Raw genomic sequence first — 12,268 nt, 5'->3', positions numbered from 1 at the left:
CGCGCCCTGGGCGCGCCAACCTCTGGAAGAAGCGATGAGATCCACGCTGTCGAAGATCGCCGCGGCCGTGTCCGCGGGCGCGCTGACGTTGACCTTGGCCGCCTGCGGAGGTTCCGACGCGGGGGCGACCACCCTGCGCGTCGGGACGCTGAGCGACGCCCCGCCGTCGATCTACCTGGAAAACGGCCGGTTCACCGGCTACGACAACGAGCTGCTGCGGGACATCGCGAAGCGTGAGGGCTTCGAGGTGGAGTTCGTCGGCACCGAGTTCTCCAGCCTGCTCGCCGGGGTCGCGGGCGGCAAGTTCGACATCGGCAGCTCGACGATCTCCAGCACCGAGGCCCGCAAGAAGACGGTCGCCTTCTCCAACGGCTACAACACCGGCTTCACCACGATCGTCACGGCCAAGGGAGCGAACCTCAAGGAGGTCGCCGCACTGGGCGGCAAGCGGCTCGGCGTGGTCCAGGGCTCGGTGCAGGACGAGTTCGCGGGCAAGGTCGCCGGCGCCCAGGTCGTCCGCTTCCCGGACTACAACGCCGGCTTCGCGCAGCTGAAGAACGGCACGCTGGACGGCTGGGTCGTCCCGCAGGACATCGGGCAGAAGTACCTGGACCAGAACCCGGGTGTCCCGCTGGAACTGGGGTACACCGTCGAGGACAAGGACACCCCGTCGGCGTTCGCGGTGGCCAAGAAGAACACCGACCTGCTGAACAAGCTGAACGACGGCCTGGCGAAGGCGGTCGCGGACGGCACGGTCGCGCGGATCTACGGGCAGTTCTACAAGAACACCCCGTTGTCGAAGGAACTGCAGCAGGGCGGCCCCGGCCTGCCCGTCAAGAACCTGGGGGCGTGACATGAAGAAGCTGATCGTCACCGTGCTGGCCGCGGCTCTCACGCTGACCGCGTGCGGCGGCTCGGACAGCGCTTCCTCGACGCTGCGCGTGGGCACGCTCAGCGACGCGCCGCCGAACATCTACCTCTCCGGCGGCAACTACACCGGCTTCGACAACGAGCTGCTCAAGGCCATCGCGGCCAAGCAGAACCTGAAGCTGGAGTTCGCCGCGACCGACTTCTCCGCGCTGCTCGGGCAGGTCGCGTCGGGCCGCTACGACATCGCCAGCTCGGCGATCGCGCAGACCGACGAGCGCAAGAAGACGGTCGACTTCTCCGCGGCCTACGACTTCGAGACGATGAGCATCCAGGCCAAGCAGGGCACGCCGGTCACCGACGAGAAGGGCCTGGCCGGCAAGCGCGTCGCCGTCATCCAGGCGACCGTCGGCGACCACTGGCTGGGCAGCACGGTGCCGGACGCCCAGGCCGTGCGCTTCCCCGACTACGCCGCCGCGCTGACCGCGCTGAAGAGCGGCGCGGTGGATGCCTACATCCTGGACCAGTCCATTGCCGAGAAGAACGTCACCGACAACCCGGACGCCAAGCTGGTCGTCGTCAAGAGCTTCGTCACGGACGTCCCGCACGGGTTCGCGGTGAAGAAGGGCAACGCCGAGCTGCTCGGCAAGATCAACGACGGGCTCAAGCAGGTGATCTCCGACGGGACCTGGCTTAAGCTGCACCAGCAGTTCCTGCCGACCGCTCCGGTGCCGGCCGGGTTCCAGGGTTAGGAGAAGCATGAGGAAGACACTGGTCACGGCGCTGACCGCGACCCTGCTGGCCGCGCTCACGGCGTGCGGCGGCGGCTCGGACAGCGGCGGCGAGAAGACGCTGCGCGTCGGCACGTTGAGCGACTCGAAGCCGAACGCCTACCAGGAGAACGGCAACTACACCGGCTTCGACAACGAGCTGCTCAAGGCCATCGCGGCCAAGGAAGGGCTGAAGCTGGAGTTCGCCGCGACCGAGTTCTCGGCGCTGCTCGGCCAGGTCGCGAACGGCACGTTCGACATCGGCAGCTCGGCGATTTCCCAGACCGACGCCCGCAAGAAGACCGTCGACTTCTCGGCGCCGTACAACTACCAGGCCCTCGGCATCGAGGCCAAGGAGACCGCCGGCATCACCGACGAGAACTCCCTGGCGGGCAAGCGGGTCGGCGTCGTCCAGGGCACGGTGTCGGACACCTGGCTCGGCACGAACGCCCCGACCGCGCAGGCCGTCCGGTTCCCGAACGACGCCGCCGCCCTCAACGCGCTCAAGACCGGCGCGATCGACGGCGCGGTGTTCGACCAGGCGACCGCCGAGGACTACGCGAAGAACAACCCGGACGCGAAGCTCAAGGTGACCAAGGCGATCACCACGACTATCCCGCACGGGTTCGCCTTCAAGAAGGGCAACACCGACCTGATCAACAAGATCAACGACGGCCTGAAGAAGGTCATCGCCGACGGCACCTGGGTCAAGGTGCACGACCAGTTCGAGCCCACCGCGCCGGTGCCCGCCGAGTTCAAGGCGGGGCAGTAGTCCACAATGGACGACTTTGTCAATACTTTCCTGAACTGGGACTACATTTCGCAGGTCCTGCCGGACCTGCTGAAGACCGGTCTGCTGAACACGCTGATCCTGTCGGTGTCGTCGGCGCTGATCGGCACCGTGGTCGGCATGGTCCTGGCCGTGATGGGGCTGTCCACCAAGTGGTGGCTGCGCTGGCCGGCGCGGGTGTACACCGACATCTTCCGCGGGCTGCCGGCGATCCTGACGATCCTGCTGATCGGCCAGGGTCTCGGCACGCTCGCGCGGGACGTCGTCGGCACGAACCCGTACCCGATGGGCATCCTCGCGCTGTCGCTGATCGCCGCCGCCTACATCGGCGAGATCTTCCGGTCCGGCATCCAGAGCGTCGACAAGGGGCAGATGGAGGCCAGCCGGGCGCTCGGGATGAGCTACACCAAGTCGATGCTGCTGGTGATCATCCCGCAGGGCGTCCGGCGGGTGCTGCCGGCGCTGGTGAACCAGTTCATCGCGCTGGTCAAGGACTCCAGCCTGGTCTACGTGCTCGGCCTGCTGTCCGGGCAGCGCGAGCTGTTCCGGATCGGCCAGGACCTCGCGGCGAACACGGGGAACCTGTCGCCGCTGGTCGCCGCGGGCGTGTTCTTCCTGGTGATCACCGTGCCGCTGACGCACCTGGTCAACTACATCGACAAGAAGCTCCGGACCGGCCGCAAGGTGCGCGTCGACGAGCCGGGCGACGGCGACGAGCTGGACCTGGTCGCCAGCGGAAAGGTCCCCTCGTGACGACGGCGGTGCGTTCGTCCAGTGTGGAACTGAAGGACATCCACGTCAGCTTCGGCACGCTCGAAGTCCTGCGCGGGGTCGACCTCCGCGTGGAGAGCGGCAAGACGACGTGCATCATCGGGCCGTCCGGCTCCGGCAAGTCGACGCTCCTGCGCTGCGTGAACCGCTTGCAGGAGCCCGATTCCGGCGATCTGCTGCTCGACGGCGAATCGGTGATCAAGGCCGACCCGGACGTGCTGCGCCAGCGCGTCGGCATGGTGTTCCAGCACTTCAACCTCTTCGGCCACCGGAGCGTGCTGGACAACATCGTGCTGCCGCTACGCAGCGTGAAGAAGCTGAGCAAGGAGGAGGCCTCGGCGATCGCCCGGGCTCGCTTGGCGGACGTCGGCCTGGCGGACAAGGCACCGTACCGCCCGAGCGCGTTGTCGGGCGGCCAGCAGCAGCGCGTGGCGATCGCCAGGGCCCTGGCGATGGACCCCGAGGTGATGCTCTTCGACGAGGCGACGAGCGCACTGGACCCGGAGCTGGTCAAGGGCGTGCTGAACCTGATGGCGGGGCTCGCCTCCCGCGGGCTGACCTTGATCGTGGTGACGCACGAGATGGGGTTCGCCCGCAGTGTCGCCGACGAGGTGGCGTTCATGGACGCGGGCCGCATCGTCGAGCAGGGCCCGCCGGCGGAGATCTTCGACGAGCCGCAGAGCCCGCGCCTGCAGCGGTTCCTCTCCCAGGTCCTCTGAAAGGAGACGCTTCGGCGGCGGCCGCCCGGGTAGCCTGCGGAGATGGCGAGAATCGCTCGGCTGACGTACTACCCGGTCAAGTCCTGCGCGGGCATCGACGTGCCGTCCGCCGAGGTGACCGGCACCGGGCTCGCGGGCGACCGGGTCTTCCAGGTCATCTCCCCGGACGGGGACGTCCTCACCCAGCGGCCGCACCCGGTCATGGCGGTCGTCCGGCCGCGGGTGCTCGGTGACCGGCTGGCGCTGTCGGCGCCCGGCCGCGAAGAGATCGTCTTCGACATCCGGCGCGACGGCCCGCGGCGCCCCGTGTCGATGCTCAGCTGGCACGGCGAAGGCGTCCGGCAGGATCCCCGGGCCGCCGAGTGGTTGTCGGACCTGCTCGGCCGCCCGGCCGAGCTGATCGGCGTGACGCCGGACCACCACCGGGTCAGCGGCGGGGTGTTCCCCGGCCTGGCCGCCTTCGGCGACGCGCACGCCCTGCTGCTCGCCTCGGAGTCCTCTTTGGACAACCTCAACGAGCGGATCGCCGCCGGGCAGGGCGAACCGGTGCCGATGGACCGCTTCCGGCCCAACATCGTGCTCGCCGGCTGGACCGAACCCCACCGCGAAGACGAGGCCCGTGAACTGACCGCCGGCACCGCGCGGATCGGTTACGCCGAGAGGTGCGTCCGGTGCGCGGTCCCCATGGTCGACCAGGAAACCGGCGTGAAGGACGGTCCCGAGCCGATCCGCACCCTCGCGACCTACCGGCGTGACCCGCAGGGCGGCGTCGTCTTCGGCATGAAAGCCGCGGTGCTGCGGCCGGGTCAGGTCGCCGTCGGTGACGAGGTGATCGTGCACTCCTGGGCCGGCCCGAGCCCGAGCACGGCCGCCGCCGAGCCGCCGTTCACGGCGACGGCGAGCCGGCCCGCCGAGTCCGTGTAGAGCACCGAAGCGCCGGCGGGCACGTCGGCGAAGGTCCGCCCGAGCACCGTCGTCACCGCCACGCGCTCGCTGTGCACGGAAACCGCGCCCGAGAGGCCCGAGAGCTCCAGGTCCGCCGGGGTCGCGGCCAGCTGGACGTTGCCGAAGTGGTCGACCGTCAGCACCTCCGAGACCAGCTTGCCGGGGAACGCGGCCACGAACGGCTCCGGCATCGCGACCAGGTCCGCCACCGGGTCGCCGAAGTCCGCCGGGGCGACGCCGAGGGCGAGGTGCGCGGCCGCGGGCGCGAAGACGTCCCGGCCGTGGAAGGTCGCTGACGTCGCCGGTAGCCGCAGCGACGGCTCGGCGAGCTCGTAGGCCGCCCGGACCCCGCCCAGCGCCTGCGCGGCCGGCAGCAGCAGGCCGTTGTCCGGCCCGACCAGCAGGCCGTCCTCCGCGACCACGACCACGCCGAGCCGATCGGTGCCGACGCCGGGGTCGACCACCGCGACGTGCACCGATTGCGGCAGGTAGGGGACGGTCTGGGCGAGGGCCATCGCCCCGTGGCGGATGTCCTGAGGTGGTACTTCGTGGGTCACGTCGATCACCCGCACCGCGGGCGCCAGCCGCGCGATCACGCCGTGGCAGGCCGCCACGAAGCCGTCGCGCAGGCCGTAATCGGTGGTCACCGAGATCCAGTCGTACGCCATGCGAGCATCATCCATGGTGGCGGAGGGTGCCCGTTAGGGTTCAGCGCGTGACACCCCTCCCCACCCTGCCACGGCTCGCCACGGGCAAGGTCCGTGACCTCTACGCCGTGGGCGACGACCACCTGCTGGTCGTCGCCTCCGACCGCATCTCCGCCTTCGAACACGTCTTCCCCACCTCGGTCCCCGGCAAGGGCCGTGTGCTCACCGCGATGAGCGTGTTCTGGTTCCGCGAGCTCGCTGACGTCCTCCCGAACCACCTCGTGGCCTGCGAAGACCCCCGCATCCCCGAGGCCGTCCGCGGCCGCGCGCTGCTGGTCGAGAAGCTCGACATGCTGCCGGTGGAGGCGGTCGTCCGCGGTTACCTCACCGGCCGTGGGTACTCCGATTACCGCAGGTCAGGACGGGTGTGCGGGCTGACGCTGCCGCCCGGTCTCGCCGAGTCGGCGCGGCTGCCCGAGCCGATCTTCACGCCGTCGACCAAGGCGCGTCGCGGGGAGAAGGACGAAAATATCGACTTCGACACGTGCGTCGCGACGCTCGGCCGCGCGCTCGCCGAGGAGGTCCGGGAGGCGTCGCTGGAGCTGTACCGCCGGGGCGCGGCCCGCGCCGCGGATCAGGGCCTGCTGCTGGCCGACACGAAGTTCGAGTTCGGCATCGGCCGTGACGGCCGCCTAGTGCTCGCGGACGAGCTGCTGACGCCGGATTCGGCGCGCTACTGGCTCGCCGACGGGCACCAGCCCGGCGTCCCGCAGCCGTCGTTCGACAAGCAGCACGTGCGCGACTGGCTGGTCGACCCGGCCTCCGGCTGGGACTGCGTGTCCCCGCTGCCGCCGTTGCCGCCCGAGGTGGTGACGGCCACGCGCGACCGCTACGTCGAGGCGTACCACCGCATCACCGGGCTTTCGCTGGCAGACTGGCCTCGTGATCCTGCTGATCTGCGGCAGCCTGCGAGCCGGCTCGGGCAATGCGGCGGTCCTGGGGACCGCCGCGACCCTCACCGCGAGCCGGACGTACACCGGCCTCGCCGACCTGCCGCACTTCAACCCCGATGACGACCGGGACCCGCTGCACCCCGAGGTCGCGGCGCTGCGGGCGGCGATCGAGGAGGCTGACGCGGTCCTGATCTGCACGCCGGAGTACGCCGGCGGGCTGCCGGGCTCGTTCAAGAACCTCCTCGACTGGACGGTCGGCGGCGGCGAGCTGTACGGCAAGCCGGTGGCGTGGATCAACGCGTCCTCGATCGCGGCGCCGACCGGCGGCCGGGACGCCCACGACTCGCTGCGGAAGGTCCTGACGTACGCGGGCGCGAAGATCGTCGACGAGGCCTGCGCGCGGATCCCGGTGTCGCGGGCCGACGTCGCCGACGGCCAGGTCGCCGACCCCGATCTGCGGGGCCGGATCGCGGTGGCCGTGCAGCGCCTGCGTGAGGGTGTCTGACCCTTCCGGCAACGGTCGCCCGCCCGTTCTGCGCAGTTCACGGGAGTTTCAGACGCGTGCGGGCCAATGGTGGTCGTGGACGCTCGCTTGCTGGTTTCGCTGTCGGGAATCACCCCGCGCACGCTGCACCGCTGCGCCGACCTCGCGGCCGAGCTCGACCGCCGCAAGGTGCCCCTGTCCCTGCTGTACGCCGCCCGCACCGGCGAAGGCCCGGTGACGGAGTGGGTGCGCACCCGCGCCCGCCGCGGTGATTCCGTGCTGCTGCACGGTTACGACCACACCGTCACGCCCACGCACCGCACGGTGTACCTGGGCAAGCGCGCGGAGTTCGCGACGTTGCCGGCCCACGAGGCACGCCTGCGGCTGATCGCCGCGCGGGCCGCGCTGGACAGTGCCGGGCTGACGGTCGACGGCTTCGCGCCGCCGCGCTGGATCGCGTCACAGGGCACGCTGCAGGCGCTGGCCGAGCACGGTTTCCGGCTGTGCGCGGACCTCGGCGCGGTCCGCGACCTGGTGACCGGCGAGGTGCGCCGCGCGCGGGTCCAAGAATTCACCAGCCAGTCGCACCGCACGGAGACGGTGCGCTGCTTCGCACTGGTGCTGGCGGCGGCGCGTTCGGCCCGCCGGGGCGGCCTGGTCCGGCTGGGGGTGGAAGCCCCGGACCTGACCCGCCCCGGCCTCCGCCAGGCGCTGCTCGACGCGGTGGACGTCGCACTGGAGAACCGGGCGTTCGGCGCCACCTACGGTTCGCTGCGCGCGGTCCCGGCCTGACCCGGCTAGAACTTCGCCGGCTCGCCCCGGTCGAGCACCTTGACCTCGGTGCCTTCGGGAGCGAGGTTCCCGAACAGGCCGTAGTGCATGGCGGGGTTGGCGAGCACGGCTTCGTGGATCGGCACGGCCACCCGCGGCGCCACGGCCCGCAGGTAGTCGACGGCCTCCCCGGCCTTCAGCCACGGGGCGCCGGTGGGCAGCCCGAGGACGTCGATCTGCTGCTCGGGCACGAAGAACGAGTCGCCGGGGTGGAAGAAGGCGCCGTCGTCGAAGACGTACCCGATGTTCGGGATGACGGGGATGTCGGAGTGGATGACGGCGTGCTCCCCGCCGACGGCCTTGATCGAGGTGTCCCCGACGGCGAAGGCGTCCCCGACGTCGGCGATGTCGAACTCCAGCCCGAGCTTCTGCACTTCGGGGGCGGACCCGGGATCGACGATCAGCTTCGCGCCGGGGTTGGCCTCGAGGACCTTCGGCAGCCGTTCGACGTCGAGGTGGTCGAAGTGCTGGTGCGTGACCAGCACGGCGGACAGCTCCCGCTCACCCTCGAAGCCGGTGGAGAAGGTGCCGGGATCGATCAGGATCCGCTCGGAACCGGTCTCCAGCAACAGGCAGGCGTGTCCGAAATGGACGATACGCATCGGTGGTTCTCCTTCACGGGTGGTCGTTTTCCAGCCTAGTCCCGTTCACGGTTTTCCGGCGAGGAGCGCGTCACCGAGTTCCGTGCGGCGGTAGAGCACCCGGTGCCCACGCCGCTCCGAAGCCAGCAACCCCGCCCCGCGCAACGCCGTGAGGTGCGCCGAAACCGTCGCCGCCGCCAGGCCGTGGCGCCGGGCCAGTTCGGTCGTCGCCGCCGGGCGGTCGAGGGTTGTCAGCAGCAACGCCCGCGTCCGGCCGAGCACCTCGGCCAGCGGCTCCGGCGGCGTGGCCGGCGAGGCCCACAGCGAAGCCACCCCGCGAGCCGGGTAGAGCAGCGAAACCTGCCACGGCGGCACCGTCACGACCCCGACGTTCGGCCACGCGAACACCGCCGGGATCAGCAGCAGCCCGCGCGAGTCGATCGAAAGCCGCTCGCGAGCCCGGACGTCGACCAGCACCGACGTCCCCGAGAGGCGGACGCGGGGGTGCAGTTCGGCCAGCATCGCCGCCAGCCCGCCCGAGCCCAGCCGGCGCGCCCGGTGCGCGATGTCCGCCGCGAGCAGCTCGCGCAGGCGCGGCCACTCCGGGGCCAGCAACGTCTCCCACACCGTCGCGAGCTGCCCGGCGAGCAGGTCGCGCGCCGCCGCCGGGTCGGCCGGCAGGCCGGACAGGTCCGCGTCGACCATCCCCAGCTCCAGCGCCACCTGCGCCGGCGGCGTCGCGCGGACCACCTCGAGCTGCGCCTCGGCGGTCGTCTCGGGGCCGTCGGGCGGCGGGCTCAGGAACTCGGTGATGTAGTGCCGCGCGCTCAGCACCGCCGTCAGCTCGGGCACGTCGGGCAGGCCGGCGAGCCACGGCGGGGGCGCCGGGTGCCGCCGGATGCCGAGCAGCGTCTGGACCGCGCCCAGTACCTCCTCCAACGGCGAAATCGCGAAGCGGACGCGCTGGCTCCCGGCCGCGGTCAGGGCCAGCTCGATCACGACTGATTCGCTCTCACCCGAATCAGTATGCCGCGGACGCGCTCCGGGAGAGCGTGACGGCATGTCGTTGTTCACCCATCGCGCGTACTGGCGCTGGTCGGCCGGCGTCCAGGCGGCCCGGCTCCCGGGGACCATGGCGCCGCTCGCGTTCACCCTGCTGACCACCGCCACGACCGGTTCGTACCGGCTGGGCGGCGTGCTGATGTCGGTCTACGTCGCCACCGAGATGGTGTGCGCGGTGCCGGTCGGGCGGCTGCTCGACCGCGTCGGCCCTGCACGGGGCTTGACCGCGCTGCTGCTCCTGACCGCCGTCGGGTACGCCGTGCTGGCGCTGGCCGCCGACGCTCCCGCCCCTGTCCTCGTCGCGCTCGTCCTGCTGCCCGGCATCGCGGGCGGGGCGTTGTCGGGCGGCTTCCGGACGCTCCTGGCCGACACGGTCGACGACGAGCTCCTGCCGCGCGCGATCTCGGTGGACGCGATGCTCATGGAAGGGGTGCTCATCGGCGGTCCGGCGCTGGTCGCGCTGCTCGACCTGGCCGGCACGCTCGTCCCGCTCGCCGTCATGGCCGCCGCGTGCCTGGCGGCGGCGTTGCTCGTCCCGCGCCGCCCGGGTGAGCCCGGTCGGGCGGAATCCGGCGACGACGTCCCGGCACCCCGCCTGCGCACCTACCTGCCGTGGCTGTGCTGCGCGTTCACCGTCGGGCTGCTGCTTTCGACCATCGAAGTGGCGCCGCTGCCGCTGGTCCAGCGGCTCGGGGCGCCCGCGGCCACCGCGCCCGTGGTGATCGCCGTGCTGAGCGGAGCGAGCATCGCAGGCAGCGCGCTCTACGCGTGGCGGGGCAAGACCGGTGACCCACGGCTGTTCCTCGCCGGGTTCGTCGCCGGCGGGCTCACCCTCGCGGCGGATTTCGGCTGGCCGGGATTGCTCGCGTCGGTGGCCGTGATCGGCGCCTGCACCGGGCCGCTGGTGGCCACCACCTCCGTCAACCTGCAGCGCGTGCTGCCGAAGAACCACAGGTCAGCGGGGTTCTCGCTGAGTTTCACCGTGCAGGCCGCCGGCTTCGGGCTCGGGTCGCTCGCGGTGGGCGTCCTGCCGCTGTGGGTGACGCCGTTGTTCGGTGTCTTTGCCGCGGCGATCGCCGGTGGAATGCTGGTGCGGAAGCCCGCGCGAGCTATTGGCACGTGTCAGTAACCTCGTAACCTGGGCTGACCCTCGACCCACGGGAGACGCCGATGACTGCCGTCCAGCCGAAGCCGACGACGGTCGGCGAGACCTTCGACTCGCTCAGCCCGGCGACCGACGAGGTGGTCGGAACCCACCCGATCCACACCGCGGAGGACGTCAAGGCGGCCGTCGAGCGGGCGCGCGTCGCGGCGGAGTGGTGGGCGGGTCTCGGGTTCGCCGGGCGCGCCGAGCGGCTCCGGGGCTGGAAGGGCGTGCTGACGCGGCGGCTGCCGCAGCTGTGCCAGGTGGTCCGCGACGAGACCGGCAAGCCGATCGCCGACGCGCAGCTGGAGAGCGTCCTGGCCATCGAGCACATCGCGTGGGCGGGCAAGCACGCGAAGAAGGTGCTCGGCAAGCAGAAGCGGTCCGCGGGGTTGCTGATGTCGAACCAGGCGGCGACGGTCGAGTACCAGCCGCTGGGCGTGGTCGGCGTGATCGGCCCGTGGAACTACCCGGTGTTCACCCCGCTGGGCTCGATCGCTTACGCGCTCGCGGCGGGCAACGCGGTGGTGTTCAAGCCGAGCGAGTACACGCCGGGCGTCGGCAAGTGGCTGGTCGACGCGTTCGCCGAGATCGTCCCGGAGCAGCCGGTGCTGCAGCTGGTCACCGGCTTCGGCGAGACGGGCGCGGCGCTGGTCGGCGCGGGTGTCGACAAGATCGCCTTCACCGGCTCGACGGCAACGGGCAAGCGCATCATGGCGGCGGCGGCCGAGACGCTGACCCCGGTGGTGATCGAGGCGGGCGGCAAGGACCCGGTCCTGGTCGACGCGGACGCGGACCTGGACGCGGCAGCCGACGCGACGGTCTGGGGCGCGTTCTCGAACTCGGGCCAGACGTGCATCGGCGTCGAGCGGGTGTACGTGCACGAGAAGGTCCACGACGAGTTCGTGGCCAAGGTGGTCGAGAAGTCGAAGGACGTCCGCGCGGGTTCGGACGAGGCCGCCCAGTACGGCCCGGTGACGATGCCGTCCCAGCTGGGCGTGATCAAGAGGCACATCCACGACGCGCTGGCCCGCGGAGGCAAGGCGGTCCTCGGAGGAGAGGACGCGGTGGGCGACCGCTACGCCCAGCCGACGGTCCTGGTCGACGTCCCGGAGGATTCCGAGGCGGTGAAGGAGGAGACGTTCGGCCCGACGGTGACGATCGCGAAGGTCCGCGACATGGACGAAGCGGTCGAGCGCGCGAACAACACGAAGTACGGCCTGGGCTCGACCGTGTTCTCGAAGTCACGAGGAGTGGAGCTGGCGGAGAAGCTGCGCACGGGCATGACGGCGATCAACGCACCGCTGTCGTTCGCGGGAATAGCATCCTTGCCGTTCGGCGGCGTGGGCGACTCGGGCTTCGGCCGCATCCACGGCCCGGAGGGCCTGCGCGAGTTCGCCCGCACGAAGGCCATCGCACGACAGCGGTTCACGGCCCCGCTGACGTTGACATCGTTCAACCGCAAGGAATCAACGGACGCGCTGGTCGCCAAGCTGGTGACGATTCTCCACGGCAAGCGTTGAGCTACTCCGGGGTTGTGGACAACTCGGGTCCGCAACCCCGGACAGCCCCCGAAATTGTCGGTGCTCGCCGGTAAACTGGATACCGGGGGGCCGAGGCCCGCCCTTTCGCGGCGGCGCAACAGCTTTGCGGCCGCTTGCCGCAACTCAGACCCGGCGCAGCGGCATGCCCGGCGGTCGACGG

The 12,268-nt window shown here is 71.1% G+C and carries 14 protein-coding genes; 11 read left to right on the top strand and 3 right to left on the bottom strand.

The features are described 5' to 3' along the window. The first annotated feature begins 34 nt into the window (after positions 1-34). From ABZX11_RS06255 to ABZX11_RS06230, 6 genes are read left to right on the top strand one after another with little or no spacing between them, the layout of a single operon-like run. Complete coding sequence (locus ABZX11_RS06255; protein WP_354910389.1) at positions 35-853, top strand: ABC transporter substrate-binding protein; 819 nt, start codon at positions 35-37, stop codon at positions 851-853. Position 854: 1 nt separating this feature from the next. After that, positions 855-1,619 carry an ABC transporter substrate-binding protein gene (locus ABZX11_RS06250; protein ID WP_354910386.1) on the top strand — a complete coding sequence of 255 codons (765 nt, stop codon included), beginning with the start codon at positions 855-857 and terminating at the stop codon, positions 1,617-1,619. A gap of 7 nt (positions 1,620-1,626) precedes the next feature. Beyond that, positions 1,627-2,409, top strand: coding sequence for an ABC transporter substrate-binding protein (locus tag ABZX11_RS06245; protein ID WP_176174107.1), 783 nt, complete (start codon positions 1,627-1,629; stop codon positions 2,407-2,409). A 6-nt stretch (positions 2,410-2,415) separates the two neighbouring features. Beyond that, complete coding sequence (locus tag ABZX11_RS06240) at positions 2,416-3,180, top strand: amino acid ABC transporter permease (RefSeq protein WP_176174108.1); 765 nt, start codon at positions 2,416-2,418, stop codon at positions 3,178-3,180. Then, positions 3,177-3,917 carry an amino acid ABC transporter ATP-binding protein gene (locus ABZX11_RS06235; RefSeq protein WP_176174109.1) on the top strand — a complete coding sequence of 247 codons (741 nt, stop codon included), beginning with the start codon at positions 3,177-3,179 and terminating at the stop codon, positions 3,915-3,917. Before ABZX11_RS06240 ends, ABZX11_RS06235 begins: the two co-directional genes overlap by 4 nt. Before the next feature lie 42 nt (positions 3,918-3,959). Next, positions 3,960-4,841: an MOSC N-terminal beta barrel domain-containing protein gene (locus ABZX11_RS06230; RefSeq protein WP_354910382.1), complete on the top strand. Its 882-nt coding sequence runs from the start codon at positions 3,960-3,962 to the stop codon at positions 4,839-4,841. Here ABZX11_RS06230 and ABZX11_RS06225 read toward each other — a convergent pair. Then, positions 4,724-5,530: an SAM-dependent chlorinase/fluorinase gene (locus ABZX11_RS06225; protein ID WP_354910477.1), complete on the bottom strand. Its 807-nt coding sequence runs from the start codon at positions 5,528-5,530 to the stop codon at positions 4,724-4,726. The two genes, ABZX11_RS06230 and ABZX11_RS06225, sit on opposite strands and share 118 nt — an antisense overlap. A gap of 47 nt (positions 5,531-5,577) precedes the next feature. Here ABZX11_RS06225 and ABZX11_RS06220 point away from each other — a divergent pair, with 47 nt between their 5' ends. From ABZX11_RS06220 to ABZX11_RS06210, 3 genes are all read left to right on the top strand, one after another. Then, positions 5,578-6,582 carry a phosphoribosylaminoimidazolesuccinocarboxamide synthase gene (locus ABZX11_RS06220; RefSeq protein WP_354910379.1) on the top strand — a complete coding sequence of 335 codons (1,005 nt, stop codon included), beginning with the start codon at positions 5,578-5,580 and terminating at the stop codon, positions 6,580-6,582. Further along, complete coding sequence (locus ABZX11_RS06215; protein WP_354910475.1) at positions 6,476-6,967, top strand: NADPH-dependent FMN reductase; 492 nt, start codon at positions 6,476-6,478, stop codon at positions 6,965-6,967. The genes ABZX11_RS06220 and ABZX11_RS06215 overlap by 107 nt, the downstream gene beginning before the upstream one ends. A gap of 66 nt (positions 6,968-7,033) precedes the next feature. Further along, positions 7,034-7,738 carry a DUF2334 domain-containing protein gene (locus ABZX11_RS06210; protein WP_176174112.1) on the top strand — a complete coding sequence of 235 codons (705 nt, stop codon included), beginning with the start codon at positions 7,034-7,036 and terminating at the stop codon, positions 7,736-7,738. A gap of 5 nt (positions 7,739-7,743) precedes the next feature. Here ABZX11_RS06210 and ABZX11_RS06205 read toward each other — a convergent pair whose 3' ends face one another. Both ABZX11_RS06205 and ABZX11_RS06200 read right to left on the bottom strand, forming a co-directional pair. Continuing rightward, entirely contained in the window at positions 7,744-8,379 is a 636-nt protein-coding gene (locus tag ABZX11_RS06205) for an MBL fold metallo-hydrolase (protein WP_354910376.1), read from the bottom strand. A gap of 45 nt (positions 8,380-8,424) precedes the next feature. Further along, positions 8,425-9,357, bottom strand: a complete 933-nt coding sequence (locus ABZX11_RS06200; RefSeq protein ID WP_354910374.1) for a DUF5937 family protein — start codon at positions 9,355-9,357, stop codon at positions 8,425-8,427. A 61-nt stretch (positions 9,358-9,418) separates the two neighbouring features. Here ABZX11_RS06200 and ABZX11_RS06195 point away from each other — a divergent pair, with 61 nt between their 5' ends. Both ABZX11_RS06195 and ABZX11_RS06190 read left to right on the top strand, forming a co-directional pair. Continuing rightward, positions 9,419-10,549 carry an MFS transporter gene (locus tag ABZX11_RS06195; protein WP_354910372.1) on the top strand — a complete coding sequence of 377 codons (1,131 nt, stop codon included), beginning with the start codon at positions 9,419-9,421 and terminating at the stop codon, positions 10,547-10,549. Positions 10,550-10,590: 41 nt separating this feature from the next. Continuing rightward, on the top strand, positions 10,591-12,087 hold the full coding sequence (locus ABZX11_RS06190) for an aldehyde dehydrogenase family protein (RefSeq protein ID WP_354910369.1): 1,497 nt from the start codon (positions 10,591-10,593) through the stop codon (positions 12,085-12,087). Positions 12,088-12,268 lie beyond the last annotated feature (181 nt).

This window comes from Amycolatopsis sp. NPDC004169, from assembly GCF_040610315.1.
Lineage (GTDB): Bacteria > Actinomycetota > Actinomycetes > Mycobacteriales > Pseudonocardiaceae > Amycolatopsis.
This window is presented reverse-complemented; position numbering and strand designations above follow the sequence as displayed.